Source organism: Ancrocorticia populi, assembly GCF_003123745.1.
Classification (GTDB): domain Bacteria; phylum Actinomycetota; class Actinomycetes; order Actinomycetales; family Actinomycetaceae; genus Ancrocorticia; species Ancrocorticia populi.
This window is the reverse complement of the sequence record NZ_QETB01000003.1, coordinates 200,883-219,046: the sequence shown is the minus strand read 5'-3', so window position 1 is coordinate 219,046 and position 18,164 is coordinate 200,883. Positions and strand designations below refer to the sequence as shown.

The 18,164-nt window shown below is 58.7% G+C and carries 12 protein-coding genes and 3 pseudogenes; 11 read left to right on the top strand and 4 right to left on the bottom strand.

Annotation, left to right across the window (positions count from 1 at the left end; genetic code table 11):
• Window positions 1–29: 29 nt before the first annotated feature.
• Window positions 30–740, bottom strand: a pseudogene (locus DD236_RS06465) (SDR family NAD(P)-dependent oxidoreductase); the annotation flags it as partial.
• A gap of 716 nt (window positions 741–1,456) precedes the next feature.
• On the opposite strand from DD236_RS06465, the gene DD236_RS06460 reads away from it, so the two are divergent.
• The 10 genes from DD236_RS06460 to DD236_RS06415 all read left to right on the top strand — a co-directional run bounded on the left by DD236_RS06460 (window position 1,457) and on the right by DD236_RS06415 (window position 13,649).
• On the top strand, window positions 1,457–3,466 hold the full coding sequence (locus DD236_RS06460) for an HNH endonuclease signature motif containing protein (RefSeq protein WP_109093565.1): 2,010 nt from the start codon (window positions 1,457–1,459) through the stop codon (window positions 3,464–3,466).
• Between the two features lie 238 nt (window positions 3,467–3,704).
• On the top strand, window positions 3,705–4,247 hold the full coding sequence (locus tag DD236_RS06455) for a DNA-3-methyladenine glycosylase I (RefSeq protein WP_243410035.1): 543 nt from the start codon (window positions 3,705–3,707) through the stop codon (window positions 4,245–4,247).
• 652 nt (window positions 4,248–4,899) lie between these two features.
• Entirely contained in the window at window positions 4,900–5,700 is an 801-nt protein-coding gene (locus DD236_RS06450) for a class I fructose-bisphosphate aldolase (RefSeq protein ID WP_207785714.1), read from the top strand.
• Window positions 5,697–6,260 carry a glycerol-3-phosphate responsive antiterminator gene (locus tag DD236_RS06445; RefSeq protein WP_109093563.1) on the top strand — a complete coding sequence of 188 codons (564 nt, stop codon included), beginning with the start codon at window positions 5,697–5,699 and terminating at the stop codon, window positions 6,258–6,260. The genes DD236_RS06450 and DD236_RS06445 overlap by 4 nt, the downstream gene beginning before the upstream one ends.
• A gap of 8 nt (window positions 6,261–6,268) precedes the next feature.
• Window positions 6,269–7,822: an FGGY-family carbohydrate kinase gene (locus tag DD236_RS06440; protein ID WP_133246070.1), complete on the top strand. Its 1,554-nt coding sequence runs from the start codon at window positions 6,269–6,271 to the stop codon at window positions 7,820–7,822.
• A complete protein-coding gene (locus DD236_RS06435; protein WP_207785713.1) occupies window positions 7,819–8,817 on the top strand; it encodes a 2-hydroxyacid dehydrogenase in 999 nt (332 codons plus the stop codon). The genes DD236_RS06440 and DD236_RS06435 overlap by 4 nt, the downstream gene beginning before the upstream one ends.
• Window positions 8,818–8,863: 46 nt before the next feature.
• On the top strand, window positions 8,864–9,616 hold the full coding sequence (locus tag DD236_RS06430; RefSeq protein ID WP_133246069.1) for an SDR family NAD(P)-dependent oxidoreductase: 753 nt from the start codon (window positions 8,864–8,866) through the stop codon (window positions 9,614–9,616).
• Window positions 9,617–9,743: 127 nt separating this feature from the next.
• Entirely contained in the window at window positions 9,744–11,249 is a 1,506-nt protein-coding gene (locus DD236_RS06425; protein WP_243410033.1) for an FGGY-family carbohydrate kinase, read from the top strand.
• Window positions 11,250–11,401: 152 nt separating this feature from the next.
• Window positions 11,402–12,448 carry a zinc-binding dehydrogenase gene (locus DD236_RS06420; protein WP_109093559.1) on the top strand — a complete coding sequence of 349 codons (1,047 nt, stop codon included), beginning with the start codon at window positions 11,402–11,404 and terminating at the stop codon, window positions 12,446–12,448.
• A 160-nt stretch (window positions 12,449–12,608) separates the two neighbouring features.
• A complete protein-coding gene (locus DD236_RS06415) occupies window positions 12,609–13,649 on the top strand; it encodes a zinc-binding dehydrogenase (protein ID WP_109093558.1) in 1,041 nt (346 codons plus the stop codon).
• Between the two features lie 16 nt (window positions 13,650–13,665).
• On the opposite strand, the gene DD236_RS06410 is transcribed toward DD236_RS06415, so the two are convergent.
• The 3 genes and pseudogenes from DD236_RS06410 to DD236_RS06400 form a co-directional block, all read right to left on the bottom strand.
• Complete coding sequence (locus tag DD236_RS06410; protein WP_109093557.1) at window positions 13,666–14,268, bottom strand: ABC transporter permease; 603 nt, start codon at window positions 14,266–14,268, stop codon at window positions 13,666–13,668.
• Window positions 14,187–15,854 (bottom strand): ABC transporter permease, encoded by a 1,668-nt coding sequence (locus DD236_RS06405; RefSeq protein ID WP_109093556.1) that lies wholly within the window; start codon window positions 15,852–15,854, stop codon window positions 14,187–14,189. Before DD236_RS06405 ends, DD236_RS06410 begins: the two co-directional genes overlap by 82 nt.
• Window positions 15,855–15,859: 5 nt before the next feature.
• A pseudogene (locus DD236_RS06400) lies at window positions 15,860–16,501 on the bottom strand (ABC transporter ATP-binding protein).
• A gap of 192 nt (window positions 16,502–16,693) precedes the next feature.
• Between DD236_RS06400 and DD236_RS12300 the strand changes: the two are divergent.
• Window positions 16,694–18,013: pseudogene (locus DD236_RS12300) on the top strand (MATE family efflux transporter); the annotation flags it as partial.
• Between the last annotated feature and the right edge of the window lie 151 nt (window positions 18,014–18,164).

The following is an 18,164-nucleotide window of genomic DNA, read 5'->3' as shown; positions in this document are numbered from 1 at the left end:
AGGGTCAAGTGGGATGCTGGAGTGCTGCGTCACATGGCTGTATATCCGCCATCTAGCATTACGGTTCCACCGGTCATGAAGTCTGAGGCAGAGGAGGCCAGATAGAGAACGAGATCCGCGACCTCCACGGGCTGGCCGAAACGCCCCAGCGGAATCTTCGCCTTCATTGGGTCACCCTTCTCGGGCGGGCCCCACACCTTTTCGCCCATTGGCGTCAGGATGACGGTTGGGCAAACCGAGTTGATCTGGATATTGTGTTTGCCCAGTTCTCCAGCAAGAACGCGAGTTAGCGAGATCAGGCCGCCTTTTGAGGCGGCGTAGGCTGCGTGGTCATCCGCACCAATCACACCCGTCTGGGACGCAATGTTGACAATCTTTCCTCTGCCCTGCTTGATCATGGAGGGGACAATTTCCTGTGTTAGTGCAAACGGTGCGGTCAGGTTCACCGCGAGGGTCCGATCCCACATATCCTGTGTCAGGTCCTCAAAGGGCGCAACAAGTGCGACGCCCGCACAGTTGACGAGGATGTCAATTGGATCAAAGATCTCAAGGGCGCGTTTGCCAAGGTCTCTGGCTGCTTCGGCGGAGGTTAGGTCAGCGGGGAGGATATGGGCGGTACGGTGCTTTGATTCGACCAGCTTCGCCGTATCCAACAGCTGGCTCTCGTCACGGCCTGAAAGAATCAGGTCTGCGCCTGCGTCCGCTAGGACTTCAGCGGTTGTTGCGCCGATACCCTTCGATGCGCCAGTTAGTCAGACCTTCTTTCCCTCGAGCGAGAATCTGTTCTGGAACTCGGACATCTTCAATCCTTTGCTATTGCTAAACTTTCGCGGTTGATGCTGAAGCACACCTTTTGGGCTCTGATTAAGAGACGCGCAGCTTTGTAGTGGTGTGCGGCTTTGTTTTTATGTCACCTTCGTCTAAACAAAACGCCCGTATAAGCAGACGGGTTCACGCCACGCAGGACCCTGAAACAAGTCACAACCCTCACGATTGGGCGGGCCGTTACGCAGTTCCAACAGTATCTGTGGCCGCGTACTAGCGCACGGATTGGATAGATCTTGCACGCTTGTACAGGAACCTCTGAGCCAAGTTGCAGGTGGCGAGCGGGGTGTGGTGGGGATGTCGTCGTCGTTCCAAAACGTGTGGGAGGGCGGCGTTAGTGTGGAGGTAACGACGGTGAAGGTACGGAGGCCGAAGTCGCTCCAAAAAAGGTGTGGGAGGCGGGCCATAAGGTGGAAGTAGCAAACGGGCAAGTAACGAAGCAAGTAGCGAAGACAGACGTCTTATGAAAAAAAGTGTGGGAGGCGCTTAATAGAATTGAGGTATCGAACTGAAGTTCGTGAATTTGATGAATTTGGTGGTTTCTGACGGTTTTTGCCATCGGATTTTGGGACGAGAAGAGAGGACGTGGAGACGATGTGGATGGGTCTCAAGGTGAAAGGAGGTGAGTGGAATGAGCGAGGATCGATTTGGTCAGATCAATAAGTTGATCGATGCGTTGGTCGCGCAGTGTGAGTTGGTAGACGTTGAGCGGGCAGGGCTGGCGGAGTGCGTAGACCTGATTGGGAAACTCAAGGCGTTGGGGCTTTCGGCGGATGGTTTAACGACTGCGGCGATGGGACGAGTGGGCGCAATTCAGGCTGCAGAGCGTGAGGCAGCGACCAAGGATCGGGGTGGCGGTGACGCTGGGAACGGCGCCGGCAACAATAGCGGTTTCAAGCCGGAACCGTTACCGGGTCCGGATCGGACGCTTCACGATGTTGTTATTCGTGCGGGTAAGCAGCCTAGGAAGGATGCCAATCAGGAGATTCGAATCGCGGAGTTTGCTTCCGAGCTGTTTCCAAGATTCTTGGGTGCGATGCGGCGCGGGAAGATTTCTAAGGACTATGTGGCCGTTCTCAAGGCAGTGACGCGTGGTCCGGAGTTGCAGGAGAAAGCTCAGGATGACGAAGAGGAACTGTTGGCGTTGGCGCTTGAACAGGGCGTCGATGAGTTCAAGAAGAGCCTGAGGTCTTGGCAGTTTAAGCGGGCTCCACTGGTAGCTGAGCGAGTAGTGACCAAAGAGGCGCGGCAGGAGAACTTCGCCGTCATGCCGGGCGACGGCGGGTACAAGATCTATGGGTGGCTCTCCGCGATGAACGGCGTGGCACTAAACACTGCACTTCGTGAGTGCGTGGGTGTGCCAGCGAAAGATGATCGGCGCAAGTACGGCGAGCGCAATGCCGAAGGACTCATGAAACTGGTCTACGGTGGTTCGGGTTCGGGTTCGGGTTCGGGTTCGGGTTCGGGTTCGGGTTCGGGTTCGGGTTCGGGTTCGGGTTCGGGCACTGGGGCTGGCGCTGGTGTTGGTGTTGGTGCTGGAACGAGTGATGAACTTGGCAGTGGAGCTGGTGTTGGCACTGACCCCCATGTTGGAAGTGGGCCTTGGCCCGGCGGTGCACCGGGAAATGCAGTCGGCTCTGGCAACACGCGTCCGAGTGGATTGCGACATCAGGTTCTGGTTCACGTTCCATTGGCTACCTTAATCCGAACGGAAGAGGCGATTGAGGCTGGATGCAAGGCGCTGGCGGCTGAGTCTGCTGGTACGGCTCAATTTGCTGAAGGTAGTGGCGCTGCTCCAGAGGGCGGTGCTGCAACTCCCAGCGGTCCTGCTATTTCAGTTGGCTCTGCCACTGCGGGGCCCGTTGCACCTGGCCACGGTGGTATTGCAGGGGTCGTAGCCACTGAGGGTGCTACTGCAACTACTACTGCCAGCGAACTTGGAAAGGAGTCGCAGGGTGGACTCAGCTCGGTTCCCGGGTCCGCCTTCGGGCGGCAAACAGATCTCTTCGATGTGGGGGATCCTCCAGATTGGGCTTCCACAGATCCTCCGGATCGGACCGCTGCTCATCAGCCGATATCGGGTGAGTTGGATTGTCCGACCGAGGGGTTGGGTCTGGGACTGCGTGGGGCGTGTCTTGAGAGGCGCGATGATCTCGAGCGGGATTTAGGTGCCGTGCTTGGCATGATTCGTGCTGGGATCGATGTGGGTATGCTCGACGGTTTTGCACCTGCAAAGCTCTCCGACGGTTCGCCTTTAGCTCCGTCACAGCTTGGGCAGTTGCTGTGCGACTCTGACCTGACTCGAGTAGTGCTGACTGCGTATGGGGAACCAATCGATGTGTCGCGATCGCAGCGTTTGTTCAGTGCTCGGCAAACCAAGGCTGTTCTTGCGAGGGATCAGCACTGTAGGTTCCCGGGGTGTTCGAGCGGAATCGAGGTTGGTCAGGTACATCATGCCCAAGAGTGGGAAAAGGGTGGCGCTACCGTTGTTGATAATGCCGTGCTGCTCTGCTTCCATCATCATCGGTACGTGCATTCGAAGCAGATCACGATCGCGCATCATGCGGGAGGCTTTGTGTTTACTGAACGGAACGGAGCCCGTATTGGGATAACCCGTCACGTGGAGGTACTTGCGGCGTGAACAATTGGTGCCGGATGCTCGGAGCCTCTGGCGATGGTGCGGGTTTTGTCGGAGTTTGTGGAGCACTGGTGTTGCGGTGCTAGCAAGAAGTCGTCGTCGTTACAAAACTTGGGGAGCCTGTGTCTGAAGCTCGCGGTTTCCCCAGCTCGGGGGCTGTGGATTCTGAAATGCGCGGGCCTGCTAAATGGTGCAGGGTGGAGCCACGGATGCGCGAGCGAGAATGGGGAGACGAATGGTGATGGCTGAGGCGCCTACGTGGGCGGCAAATGATCCTGTGATGGCGCGGTATTTCCACAACGAATGGGGCCGGCCGGTGCATGGCGAGGCGGGAGTATTCGAGCGGCTGTGTTTAGAGGTGTTTCAGTCGGGCCTGTCCTGGCTAACCATCTTGAAGAAGCGAAAGGCCTTCCGAGCTGCGTTTAGCGGTTTCGACCCGGAGGCTGTCGCAGCTTTCGAGGATCTGGACGTTGAAAGGTTGTTGAGTGATGCGGCAATTGTGCGGAACAGGCGGAAGATCGAAGCCGCTGTGACGAATGCGCAGGCAACTTTGGGGCTGCGAGCCGATGGCGGATTCTCCGCGTTGGTCTGGTCCTACGAGGCTGATCAGAAAGTAGTTCTAGATGAACAGCTTCAGCTCCCGACGCGGTCGGTTGAATCGACAGCGCTGGCCAAGGATTTGAAGTCGCGCGGGTTCACATTCGTTGGGCCCACCAACATGTACGCGCTGATGTGTGCGATCGGCATCGTGGACGTGAGGACGGCGCTGGGGCTTGACGGATAACGCGCGTGCCTAAAGCTAGGTAGGTGCGGTCGGATAGGTGTGGGGAGGTTGGTGCGTGCAGCGCGGTGCTGGCGGATCGGCGTGCGCAGTACTCGGTGCGACCGGATAGATGCGCTAGGTGCGGGAGGCCTGCGACTGCGGCGGCCAAAGTCCCAGACTTCATCCAGAAACGCGACAAAGTGGCGAAATGGTGCGCGAGTGAGCGCTAACACGTGCGTGACTTCGGTCCCGTATGTGGCTGCCGTCACAGCAGGTTTCGTTGCATAGAAGAAGCGGTCTAGCTAAGGTGACCTTTATAACAAAAGAGGCATGAGATGGTTTTGAAGGCTCACACGGAATCGGATGATCTGTGTGGGCCTTGTCGTACGTTAAGCACTCTCTGTTGGCGGCTCGCTCGCTTGCAGGCGGGGAGATTGACTGCTGTTGGTTGTGGGTCGGAACACTACCAACGGGTGGCGGATCACTTGAAAGCGGAGGGTGAATGAACTGTTCACTCAGCTGGACGAATAGAACGGCAGCTCAGTGAACGCAACGGCAGCTCAGTGAACGCAACGGCAGCTCAGCGAGCGTAACGACAGCTCAGTGAACGCAACGAGTGCCTCTGATAGGAGCCTGCAAGGGCCCGAACACGCAACTACTTCGAGGGAGAAGAATGATGGTAAAGACGCGCAGATTAGGGAATATCTTCGCGGCGGATGGAAAGACCGTGACGCTGGCGCTCGATGGATTTGGATTCTCGGCAACAACGGCCGGGGTGGATCACGCTGCTCGGACTGTTCCGGCGATGGCCGAACATGGGCTGGACAATGTACTGGTGACGTACGGACAGGCGAAGAACTTTGCCGAGTACTTCACCAATGTAGGCATGTGCCTGCGGGTGGATGTAACAACGGGCGTGTTTGATGCGTCGGTCCCGGATAACATGCCTGCTTTCGACGTGACGGATGCGTTGAAGGTTGGAGCGGACGGCGTTGTGATCATGAACTTCCCAGGCGCTCACAACGAGCGGGCCACGAACGCTTTTGCGGCCATGCTGGCGCAGCAGTGCGACGAATGGAATGTCCCGTTCATGTGCGAAACGCTCCCGTACGGTTACCCGGTGACCACGCCGGAATCCGCTGATCCCGAGGTGGTGGCGGTGGCGTCCCGATTCTCTGAGGAGCTGGGTGCGGACATTATCAAGACGCGCTTCGCTGGTACGGATGATGATCGGAAGATTGTGGAGAACTGCACGGTTCCGGTGATCGCACTGGGCGGCCCGAAGTCTGATCACGAAACCTATTTCGCGTTCGTTCAGCACGTGATCGAATGCGGCGCGAAGGGCGTGGCCGTAGGCCGCAACATCACGCAGGATCCAAAGCCGCTGGCCGTGGTGTCTGCACTTAACGCGCTCGTGCACGAAAATGCGACCGCGAAGGACGCGATGGCGATTTACGAGTCTCTCGATTCATGATCGAATTCGATAGCCCAACGGTTATACCGTCGGTGCGTAAGCTGAAGGATCTTGAGCTGGCGTTGCAGGGTCCCTCGGACTTCGTGCTGCTGTCCGAGGTTCACATCGGGAATCTGGAACCGTTGGCTGCTCGCTGCGCGCAGGCCGGTAAGAAGGTCCTGGTGCACGCCGATCTGATTGGCGGATTCAAGGCGGATCGCGATGGCATCAAGCTGCTGCGCAACATGTTCCATGTTGATGGGGTGCTGTCGCAGAGCGCGCACGTGGTGTCCGCCGCGAAGAAGGCGAAGCTGCTGGCGATTCAGCGGGTGTTCATTATGGATTCCCGCTCGCTGGATCGTAGCCTCGCTGCCTTGGGGGAGGCCCGGCCGGACGGGATCGAAGTGTTGCCTGGCGCTCTGGCCACGCACTACTACACGCTGTTCGATCAGTGGGCGGATCAGTGTGCACTGATCGCCGGGGGAATGGTCCGGAGCCGCGAGGAAGCGGAAGAGCTGTTTGACACGGGTTACGAGGCGATCACGGCCAGCACATCAGACCTTTGGAAGATGAGTTTTTAGGAGTATTTGTGGGAAAGAAGTTTGTTCTAGGTATTGATAACGGCGGGACCGTTATCAAAGCTGCGCTTTATGACGGCCACGGCGTTGTCCACGCACTCGCGCAAAGCCACATGGACACGTTGGTGCCTCAGCCGCTCTTCACCGAGCGGGACTGCGAGGAGCTATGGCAGGCCAACATTCGGGCTATCCGGCGCTGCATCGATCAGTCGGAGGTAGATCCGGCGGATATCGCCGGAATCGCGATCACGGGCCACGGTAACGGGCTCTATCTGGCACGCAAGGATGGTTCGGCCCCGCGCAACGGGATCATCTCTACGGACGCTCGCGCCCAGAGCTACGCGGATCGGTGGCTTGCGGATCCCGAGTATAAGGAGAGGGTGCAGGCGAAGACGGGCTCTACGGTATGGGCCGGTCAGCCCCCGGCGCTTCTGGCTTGGCTAGACGATAACGAGCCGGACGTTTTCGAGGAGACCGATTACGTGCTTTCCTGCAAGGATTACATCCGGCTGCGGCTCACCGGAACAGCCACGCTAGAGACTACAGATGCGTGCGGAGTGTGCCTGGCGAACATCATGACGCGGGAAGTGGACCCTGATCTTTTTGACTTCTTCGGTATCTCGCGCTGGCTGAAGAAGATGCCCCCAATAGTGGATTCCACGGAGTTCGGCGGTCAGGTCACTGAAGAGGTTGCGAAGCTCACCGGCCTTGCTGTTGGAACGCCGGTTGCTGGCGGAACGATGGACATCGTGGCCGGGGCACTGGCCGCGGGCCTGACGGATGAAGACGAGCTCACCGTAATCACAGGGACGTGGTCCATCAACGAGGTCATCTCTTCGGATCCTCGGCTCGACAACACCGTGTTCCTCACTGATGTGTACCCGATCCCCGATACGTGGCTAATCCTTGAAGGAAACCCGAACGGAGTCTCCAACCTCGACTGGTACATCCGCAACGTGGTTCGGCGCTACTTGGATGTGTTTGGGGACCGCGAGATGAGTGACGCGGAAGTCTTTGCTCTGTGCGAGAAGCTCATTCACGATTTCACGCCCGACGTGCAGGATCCCTTCTTCCTCCCCTTCATTAACGGAACCTCGATCATTCCAGATGGCCGTGCTGGATTCGTCGGGATGACCAGCTATCACGATATGAGGCATATGGTCCGCGCGGTGTACGAGGGCGTTATCTTCTCCCACATGCACCTCATCAAGCAGCTCCGCGGGTACATTGATTTGACTGGACACGTGCGCTTCACCGGGGGTGCCGCCAATTCCCAGATCTGGACGCAGATGTTCGCCGATGCCATCGGTTTGCCGTTGGATATCGTGGACGTTGAGGAATCGGGCACTCTGGGATCAGCCATGTGTGCCGCCGTTGCGGCCGGGATCCATCCAGATGTGCAGACGGCCGTCAAGCACATGGCGGGTAAGACCCGCGAGACCGTCTATCCGAACCCTGAGTTCGCGGAGCTATTCCAGAAGAGGTTTGCGCGCTTCGAGAGCCATTTGGCGAGCCTCGGCGCCGATATCCCCGAGACTGCATGGATTGCAGCGAAGGAGTCATGATGAGAGTTCTGGCAATTGCCGATGCATATATCCCGGCAGATATGCTCACCGATGGCACGCAGGCTCTGCGCGATGCCGGTCACGAGGTGGAGGTAGTTTCGTGGGGACCGGCCGTTATTGAGGAGCTTCAGGAGATCAATCTTCAGGTTGAGCTGAATGGCCCGAATGGTGTGGACCTGCCGGCGGAGCTTCAGGCGAAGATAGGCGAAGCCGATGTGGTGATCACTCAGTTCGCGCCAATCTCCGCCGCTCTTATCGAGGCATCCCCGCAGCTGAAGGCCATTGGCGTGATGCGGGGCGGCACCGAGAACGTGGATGGGGAGGCCGCGAAGAAGGCCGGTGTTCCTGTGTTCAACACTCAGGGGCGCAATGCCCGTGCCGTGGCTGAGTTTGCCGTGGGTATGATTCTGTCTGAGAGCCGGAACATCGCCCGCACGCACGCCGCGATGCGCGAGCACGTGTGGCTCAAGGACTTTCCAAATTCCGCAGATATCCCGGAGTTGGAGAATCGGACGGTTGGTGTTGTGGGTGCTGGCGCGATCGGCCAGCTCGTCATGAAGTTCCTGTCCGGCTTCGATGCCAAGTGCATTTTCTTCGATCCTTACACGGAGAGTTCCCTCTACGGGGAACGAGTGGAAGATCTGGACGATCTATTGGCTGCGTCCGATATTGTGACTATCCATTCGCGTCTGACACCAGAGAATCACCACCTGATCGATGCTCGTCGCCTTCGGCTGATGAAGCCGAGCGCGATCCTTGTAAACACGGCCCGCTCGGGACTTGTGGACGAGCAGGCGCTGATTGCTGCGCTCCAGAGCCGCGAGATTATGGGAGCGGCGATCGATACATTCGATGACGAGCCGTTGCCAGAGAATTCGCCGTGGATGAGCCTAGATAACGCCACCATCACGTCGCATCTTGCTGGATCCACTCAGGATGCGTTCCGGAAGACCCCGCGGCTTCTGAGCGATCGATTGTTGCGAGAGTTCTTTTAAGCCGTTCTCGTTATGGAATCCGGCTACACAAGGAAAGGGGAAATTCGTGGACTTAGGTTTGCAAGGTAAGCGAGTGCTGGTCACTGGCGGCGCCTCGGGAATGGGCGCTCAGCTGTGCCGAAAGCTCGTGGCAGAGGGTGCTCGCGTGGTTATCAACTACCGGAGCCGCGAGGATGAGGCGCGCAAACTCGTGGAAGAGCTCGGCGCAGATAACGCCGTGGCCATCCGTGCGGATCTCGCCGTGCGCACCGAAATCGATCAGTTGTTTGACGGCGCCGAAGATGCGTTTGGCGGGCTGGATATTCTGGTGAATAACGCCGGGCTGTGGCTAACGTGCAAGATTGGGGAGATTACGGATGATGACTGGGACCGGTCCATGGATGTCAACATCTATTCGGCCCTCATGCTCTCTCAGCGTTTCATCGTGGCGGCAAAGGAAGGCGGACGGTCTGGCCGTATTCTCAATGTGACCTCTCAGGCGGCCTTCTTCGGATCGTCAACCGGGCATATTCCCTACGCCATTGGCAAGGCGGGAATGGTGGCGTTGACACGTTCGCTCGCCAACGAACTCGGATCCTGCGGAATCACCGTCAACGCGCTTGCGATCGGCACGATGGAATCACCGATGATCGCGGAGGCACTGGAGACCAGAAGGGAGTTTTACGAAGCGCGCATTCCGGTGGGGCGGCTCGCCACTGCATCAGAGGTGGCCGATGTTGCGGCCTTCCTCGTATCTGAGCGCTCCAACTACATGACTGGGGCAACGGTAGACGTCAGCGGCGGCCAGCTGCGCCACTAGCCGCCTATCGCAACCGGTTGCACCGGTCTCAAGGAAATTCTAGAAAGCACTGTCAAGATAAAGAAAAAATCGGGCAGCCTAATCCTGAAACGTGGAAGGGTGAGAGTCACCCGGAGGAGCAGGCACCATGCCCTTTATCAAAGGAGATGAAGAGATGGCTGATTTGGTCATTGGTATCGATATCGGTACCGGTTCAAGCAAGGGCGTTCTTGCAGACACGGATGGCAACGTCCTGTTCAGCGAGGTTGTCCGGCACGAGACTTCGTTCCCTCAGCCAGGTTGGGCCGAACACGATGCGGATCTGGTTTGGTGGAACGATGTTGTGGAGATCTGCCGGAAGCTGACGGCTTTCGCAAAGGGTGATGTGGCGGGTCTGTGCATTTCGGGTATCGGCCCGGTGTTCCTCCCGGCAAACGATCGGGGAGTGCCACTGCGCCCGGCAATTCTGTACGGTGTGGATACCCGATCCGCCGTGGAGATTGATGAGCAAACTGAGCGCTATGGTGAGGACGCGATCCTTGAGAAGTGTGGTAACGGCCTGACGGCCCAGTCGGTTGGCCCGAAGATCGAGTGGGTTAAGAAAAACGAGCCGGAGGTGTGGAAGGATACCCGTCGCTTCCTCATGGCACACACATACTGCGTGTTCCACCTAACTGGCGCCTACGTGATGGACCATCTGGCTGCGTCCATGTGCGAGCCACTGTATTCGCCATTCACGCGTGACTGGATCCCGGAGTGGGTGGAGGACGTTTGCGAGGATCTACCGATGCCTCGGCTCATGTGGTCCAACGAAGTGGCCGGTTACGTCACGGATTCGGCTTCGCGGATTACGGGGCTCAAGGAAGGCACGCCGGTGGCGGTTGGCTCCATCGACGCCTTTGTCGAGGCACTGTCCACTGGCGTTTCCCAGCCCGGTCAGGTTCTGATCATGTACGGCTCGACAATGGTGGGCGTGCAGATCACGGATAAGCCGCTTGTGGGCCCGTCGCTGTGGTCCTGTTCCGGCCTATTGGAGGGTACGTACAATCTCTCGGGCGGTATGTCCACCACGGGATCGCTCACAACGTGGGTCGGGGAACTAACAGGTAGGGGGTACGATGAGCTCTCCGCGGCTGCGGCCGAATCTAAGCCGGGATCGAACGGCCTCATTATGTTGCCGTACTTCTCGGGTGAGCGCACGCCAATCTCCGATCCGGCGGCCCGTGGCGTGATCGCTGGCCTCAACCTGACTCATAATTCGGGCGATATCTATCGCTCCGTGCTGGAGGCAACAGGCTACGGATCGCGGCACATCCTCGAGACCATCGCGAACTGTGGAGGTGAGGCTTCAGAGTATTGGGCTGTTGGCGGCGGCACCACGGGCGGACTGTGGCCGCAGATCATGTCCGACATTATCGGGATCAAGCAGTTGATCCCGAAGGTCACTATCGGCGCGGCTTACGGTGATGCCCAGCTGGCCGCTATGGCCATTGGTGCGGTCTCTCCCACGGACACATGGAATTCTGTGGATCGCGAGATTGAGCCTAATGAGGACAACGCGGAACTCTACAAGGAGATGTTCCAGGTATATCTGGATCTCTACCCGAGTTCTGCACCCATGGTGCATAAGCTGACGGAAATCCAGAATCGCTAGTGTGCCGAGCCGCGAATGCCAGTGGCGCAAGGCTCAGAGTTATTGATGCGAGTAGCGCATAGTAGCTAGCAACGAAAATGGCACAAGGTTGGTGGGTGGGACGGATCTACAGCCGTCCCGCCCACCTGCCGCCACATGATTAAGGAGTGAAAATGAAGGCCGCAATCTTTGTTGGTCCTGGCCAACTCGAACTACAAGAGATCCCCGATCCGCACGCAGGGCCGGGTGAAGTTGTCATCAAGGTTGGCGCCAACACGGTGTGCGGCACCGACGGCCGAATTCTGCGCGGAGAAAAGAGCAAGGGAATCGATCAGGGTGTGGTGCTCGGCCACGAATTTGCCGGGTATGTCACCGAGGTGGGCAGCGGCGTTGAAGGTTTTGCTGAAGGGGAGTTGATCGGTGGCGTCCCAACGATTCCTTGCCTGCGCTGTTATTACTGCCAGCACGGTAAGGAGCACTTGTGCACGGATGCCATGATCATTGGTTACCGCGTCAACGGCGGACTTGCCGAATACATGAAGTTCCCGCGCGAGGCGATTGAGCGCCGGACCGTCTTCCACGCAGCCGAGGGCCTCACACCGGCCGAGGTTGCGCTGGCCGAGCCGCTTGGCTGCGTCTTGAACGGCGCCAGCCAGTACCGGACTCAAGTGGGCGATACCGTGGTGATCATAGGCGCGGGACCGATCGGCCTGCTTCATGCTCAAGTCAACCGCCTTTTTGGAGCGTCCCAAATCATCGTCTCGGATCCGTCTGAGCCACGCCGCCAAATAGCGGAACAGTTCGGCGCAACGCATACCGTGGATCCGACCGCCACAGATCTGGACGGCTTCGTCCGCGACCTCACGGACGGATTAGGGGCCCACGTGGTGGTGGTCTGCATCGGTCACCCCGGTCTTGTGCAGCAAGGCTTCGAGATTGCCCGCAAGGGAGGTGCTGTCAACGCCTTCGCAGGCTTCTCGAAGACATCTCTTGCAGAGGTGGATCCGAACCTCATCCATTACGGAGAGCTCAGAGTCACTGGCGCTTCCAACGCGTCCCGTGCCAGCCACAAGCGCGCACTCCGCCTCATCGGCGAGGGAAAGATCGATGTAAAATCGCTACACACGCACACCTTTGCGCTCGATGACGTTGTTGAGGGCATTGAGTTTGCCCAGACGGGCGAGGGAATTAAGGTTGCCGTTAGCCCGGATGGTAAGTAAGAGACGATATGCTCTAAGACACAAGATGAATCGAGATCGCGCACTGAGGCAACGCCGCGAACCGAGACAGAACCACGAACTGGGTTAGGGCCACCAACTAGGCCAAGGCCCGAACGGGTTCAGTGCCGCGAACCGGCTCAACGCAATGAAGGAGATCAACATGAAGGCTGCTGTTTTTGTGGGACCGGGCCAGTTGGAGCTACGCGAAGTTCCAACGCCACACGCAGGCGAGGGAGAAATCGTCCTGAAGACGGGCTCAAATACGGTGTGTGGAACGGACGTGCGCATCATGAAGGGGGAGAAGTCCGCTGGTGTGCGTCCGGGAGTGATCTTGGGTCACGAGATCTCGGGATATGTGCACGAAATCGGAAAGGGCGTGGAAGGCTACGCCGAAGGTGACCTCGTGGGGATCAATCCCACGGTCTCGTGCGGAACGTGCTTCTACTGCCGCACGGGCGCCGAGCACCTGTGCGAGAGGGCCGAGCTATTCGGCTACGCCATTGATGGTGGCCTAGCCGATTACGTTCTGATCCCGAAGCAGGCGGTGGCCCGCCGCGCACTCTACAAGGCAGCGGATCACCTCACACCTGCCGAGGTATCGCTTGGGGAGCCTCTTGGATGCGTCCTCAACGGGGTGGCGAACTACGAGCCGAAGATGGGCGATACGGTTCTCATTATCGGCGCGGGCCCGATTGGGTTGCTCCACGTGATGGTGAATAAGTATCTAGGTGCCTCCCAGATTATCGTCTCTAACACGGGCGAAGAACGCTTGAAGATTGCGCGCGAACTGGGTGCAACGGCGGTGGTTGATCCCACCACGACTGACCTGGAGGAATACGTCCGCTCGCTCACCGATGGGCGCGGGGCGGATGTGACCGTGGTGTGTATTGGCCGCAATGAGCTATTCCAGCAAGCGCTCGAATGCACGCGGCCGAAAGGCCACGTCTCCGCGTTTGCGGGCTTTGCCAAGGGATCGCTGTCCGAGATGGATCCGAACCTCATCCACTACAACGAACTGGTGGTGACGGGCGGATCCAACACCTCGCGGGCGAACTACGAGAAGGCCCTGCGCCTGATCGGCGAGGGAGCTGTGAACGCCAAGGCGCTACATACCGATACTTACGCGTTGGACGATTTGTTCGCGGCTCTTGACCGAGTCCAGAGCGGCGAAGCCCTCAAGGTCTCGGTAGTTCCGAACTAGCCCCGCATTTGCAGAACTAGTCCTGCGCCTTCAGGGCGTCGAGCATATCGATGTTCTTCAGCCGGACGTGCATGGCGGCCATGATCACGATCGAAATTGCGAACGTGATAGCCGCCGAAAGCGCGAAGTTGGTCCACAGCACGTCCGGCTGGAACATCAGCATGTCCGGCGGAACCGAGGTGATCACGAACGCGTGAAGCGGCACCCCGAGCGCGAACCCAGCCAGAATCCCCAGCAGGGTCAGCAGCAGCGTCTCCCGGAAGACGTACATGGTCACTTCTCGCGGGTAGAACCCGAGGACTTTGATCGTGGAGAGTTCGCGGATTCGTTCCGATACGTTGATGTTCGTTAGGTTGAATATAACGACGACGGCGAGCAGCCCCGCGCACACAATCAACACGATGATCACGGCGTTCAGGCCGTCGATCATCGAATCCATCGTGTGGATGATGGCGGTGACTTGAACGATCCCGGAGACGGCGGGGGAGTCCATGAGATCGGCGGAAACCTCGTCTATATCAGCTTCCGGTGCCTGAATCAGGTGCGCGTTCGGCGCCGAGGTACTTGCTCCAAACACGTAGTGCCCGGCATACATCTCCGCAATGCCGGCCACCTCCATCGAGACTTCTTCGCCATCGGAGTCCTGAAGTACGATCTGATCTCCTGATCGATACTCTCCCCGTCCAGACGAACGCTCATCTGCTCGAAGCGGACGCTAGTGGCGTCCTCAACGCCATCGACGGACTCGACTTCATCCTCAGGTTGCTGTGCAGCTACGGCGATGAGGTCGTAGTGCACAATCTGGTTAAACTGCCGGTTTACCACCCCGGTGATGGAATCGAGAACGCCGAAGGCCAGAATAAGGAGCGCAGTGCACCCGGCCACCCCGAACACCGTCATGAACATCCGCCTCTTGTAGCGGAAGAGGTTTCGCGCGGTGATCTTTTGGGTGAAGCTCATCCGCCTCCACAGAGGTCTGATCCGCTCTAGGAAGATCCGCGTGCCGGCGGCCGGCGGCTTAGGTAGGAGGAGCTGGCTCGGCACCTCGTTGAGTTCTCTGGTTGCCACGATTGCGGCCACGAGCACGGTGCAGATGATAGCGATGGCAACCGCGGTCACAGAGATGAGCGGATAAAACCCAAGCTGAAGAGCCGGGAACGAAAAGATTTCCTGATAGGTATTAAAGATGACCGTGGGTAGGAGAGTGTGTCCGACGCCCACTCCGATGAGGCCGCCCAAGGTGCTGGCACTGATCCCGTACAGGAGGTATTTGCGACGAATTGCTCGAGGTGAGTATCCCAGGGCCGCAAACGTGCCGTTTGTGGTGCGCTGCTCTTGGACCATCCGGGTCATCGTTGTCAGGCTGACCAGAGAGGCGATCGCGAACAGAAACACGGGGAACACCTGCGAGATCGCGTCAATCCGGTCCGCGCTATCCCCATAGGTGAGATAGCCCTGAAGGTCTCTCCGGTCCTGAACCTCGTATGGGCTGTCAGCTTCGTTATCGAGCGCCGCCTCAACCGCATCCTGATACTCATCGAGCCGGGCAAGATACGAATCCGCGTACGGTTCGAACCCCGCAGTTTCCGCGAATCGCAACCGTGCCATCGTATAAACGGGCGACTCGAATGCCTCGGGTGCCACCGCGGCGAATCCGTCTAGCTGGCCAGTTCCCAACGTGGTTTGCCCGATGTCCTCACGGTCAAGATACTCCGCCGAGCGAACGAAGCCAGTCACGGTGAAGGACCGGGTGGCGAGTGGGGATTCGTCGTCGTCGTTAAAAACTACGGTGTCCCCAACGTTGTAGCTGCCCTCCAACTCGGAGGTGAGGGCGATTTCGTCTGAGCCGGACGGCATTGAGCCAGCTGTGAGCGAGAAGGTGGAGATCTCTTCGGGGGTGGACATGAGGTGCAGGGTGGTCAGGGAGTCTTCCACTGTAGCGTCGGCAGCGTACCCGAATTCGGCGGTGGCTCCATCCACGGAGGCGAGGGCATCCTCGTTCACCCCCATCGGGGAGGTGACAGTTACATCGGCAAGGTTTGTTTCATCGAAGAAAGCCGCGCCGGTTTCGCGCATATCCGGGCCAGTCACCTTGAGGCCCACGAGGGCGAAGGCTCCCAGAAACATCAGAGCGGCGATGGAGAAAAACCGGGCCCATGACCCGGTAATGGTGCGCCACGCTTCCTTCCACGCGGTCCTGTGCATCGCGCTCACCACTCGATCTCAGAAATATCACGAGGATGTTCGTTCACCTCGTCGCGTTTGACCTTCCCATCGCGTAGTTCGATCACCCTATCGCCTATGGCGGCGATCGCGGCATTGTGCGTGACGATGATGACCGTGGCGCCGTTGCGGCGAGACATGTCCTGTAAAACCCTGAGGATCTGCTTGCCCGTCTGGAAGTCGAGGGCACCAGTGGGCTCATCGCACAGGAGCAGCTTGGGCTTCTTCGCGATGGCGCGGGCGATGGCCACGCGCTGCTGCTCGCCGCCTGAGAGCTGTGCCGGGAAGTTATTGATGCGATCGCCAAGGCCAACGCTTGTCAAGACCTCCTCCGGATCCATTGCATCCTCCACGATCTAGGAGGCCAGCTCCACGTTTTCCTTCGCGGTCAGGTTCGCAACCAAGTTATAACCCTGAAACACGAAGCCCACATCATTACGGCGCTAGGTGGTGAGCTGCTTGGCGTTGTAGGTGGCGATGTCGAGGCCGTCAACGATCACCTGTCCGTCATCATTGGTGTCCATACCACCCAGAATGTTGAGGACTGTGGACTTGCCCGCGCCGGACGCTCCCAGCACCACCGCAAACTCGCCCTCATTGACGGAAAACGTGAGTTGATCATTGGCCATAATCGTGGATCCGCCCATGTGATACCGCTTGGTTGAATCCACTAGTTCGATGTACGCCATACCGCCTTTTCTCCCCTGTTTTTCGCCGATAGCCAGTGCGATCGTACTCGGGTCCGATTTTTCGGGCAATGATGAGTGGGACGTCACCCTCGTGGGCTCTGGACGCACCCCGGGAGGACGGTCGTAAGATTGATGACTGTTCGCCCAAGCGCGTTCCCACTATTTCCTGCAACAACAGGGGAAAGTGTGCGCTCGTGGCTACGACAGTACCCTAACCACACGTCTTTTCTGAAGGAGCTCTGCGCCATGAATCACGCCCTGACATCGGGCACCCCTTGGCGGGTTATGATCCGATTCGCCATCCCACTTCTTATTGGGAATGTGGTGCAGCAGATGTATCAGGTTGCTGACGCGATGGTTGTGGGCCAGCACCTTGGGGTGGATGCGCTGGCAGCAGTGGGCGCAACGAATGGCATCCTATTCTTGCTCATCGGGTTTGCTCAGGGAATGACGCAGGGCTTCGCAATCCCTACCGCTCAGGCGTTTGGGGCTGGCGATGCGCGCGGCGTGAGGCGCTCTGTGGCCGCTGGTACCATTCTTACGGCGGTCGCCAGCCTAGTTCTCATGGTGGGCGCGCCTCTTATCATTCGCCCCTTCTTGGGACTGTTGCGCACACCTCCCGAACTCAGCGATCAGGCGGTCACGTTCGCCACGGTCAACTTCTTGGGCGTCGCGGCACTGATGTTCTTCAATTACCTCTCCGCGATTATCCGGGCTATCGGCGATTCGCGAACACCCCTCGTGTTCCTTGTGATCGCGTGTCTGTTGAATGTGGCGCTGGTTGTGCTGTTTGTGCAGGTCATGGATCTGGGTGTAGGCGGGGCGGCGCTGGCCACCGTGATCGCCCAGCTCACCTCCGCGCTGCTGTGCTTGGGGTATCTGGTTCGGTCAATTGAGGCGCTCCACGTGGGGCGGGCAGATTGGCGCGTTGGCGCGGCGGCTCTGGGCCGGCAGCTGAAGATCGGGTTGCCGATGGGATTCCAGCAGTCGATCATCGCGATCGGTACGTTGGCGGTTCAGGTGTCCCTCAACGGGCTGGGTGCCACCGCTGTGGCCGCTTACACTACCGCCACACGCGTGGACGGGCTGGCAGTAGCCTTCCTTATGTCTCTGGGCCTCGCGGTTTCCACCTTCACAGCGCAGAACCTCGGTGCCGGTTACACGGAACGGATCAAGACGGGGGTACGTCAGGCCCTCGTGATGTCCTTCGTAGTGTCGCTTTTCCTTTCCGTGACCCTCGTGAGTGCGGGCAACCCGATTGTGCGCAGCTTTGTGGGTAGCGGTGAAGAGGCAGTAGTGGCCATGGCACACGAATACCTCGTGATCAACGGTGCCCTTTACGTTGTCCTCGGAGTCCTGTTCGTGACACGGAGCGCCTTGCAAGGGCTCGGGCGCACGTTAATTCCCACGCTGGCGGGGGTGCTGGAGCTTGCTATGCGCGTGAGCGCGGCCGTGGTGCTTAGCCAAGTACTTGGTTTCCAAGGGATCGTTTCCGCCAATCCACTCGCATGGATCGGGGCGAGCATGCTCCTAGTTCCGGCTTGGATCGTGGCCCGGCGCAAGCTACCTGCGGACGTTCGCAGCTTGAAGGAGGTTCCGTTTG

Excerpts from the sequence above, each read along its gene's own strand:
- DD236_RS06450 (WP_207785714.1), top strand. The coding sequence starts at position 4,900 with ATGATGGTAAAGACGCGCAGATTAGGGAATATCTTCGCGGCGGATGGA.
- DD236_RS06420 (WP_109093559.1), top strand. The coding sequence starts at position 11,402 with ATGAAGGCCGCAATCTTTGTTGGTCCTGGCCAACTCGAACTACAAGAG.
- DD236_RS06410 (WP_109093557.1), bottom strand. The coding sequence starts at position 14,268 with ATGGAGGTGGCCGGCATTGCGGAGATGTATGCCGGGCACTACGTGTTT.
- DD236_RS06435 (WP_207785713.1), top strand. The coding sequence starts at position 7,819 with ATGATGAGAGTTCTGGCAATTGCCGATGCATATATCCCGGCAGATATG.
- DD236_RS06455 (WP_243410035.1), top strand. The coding sequence starts at position 3,705 with ATGGCTGAGGCGCCTACGTGGGCGGCAAATGATCCTGTGATGGCGCGG.
- DD236_RS06445 (WP_109093563.1), top strand. The coding sequence starts at position 5,697 with ATGATCGAATTCGATAGCCCAACGGTTATACCGTCGGTGCGTAAGCTG.
- DD236_RS06425 (WP_243410033.1), top strand. The coding sequence starts at position 9,744 with ATGCCCTTTATCAAAGGAGATGAAGAGATGGCTGATTTGGTCATTGGT.
- DD236_RS06405 (WP_109093556.1), bottom strand. The coding sequence starts at position 15,854 with ATGCACAGGACCGCGTGGAAGGAAGCGTGGCGCACCATTACCGGGTCA.
- DD236_RS06415 (WP_109093558.1), top strand. The coding sequence starts at position 12,609 with ATGAAGGCTGCTGTTTTTGTGGGACCGGGCCAGTTGGAGCTACGCGAA.
- DD236_RS06460 (WP_109093565.1), top strand. The coding sequence starts at position 1,457 with ATGAGCGAGGATCGATTTGGTCAGATCAATAAGTTGATCGATGCGTTG.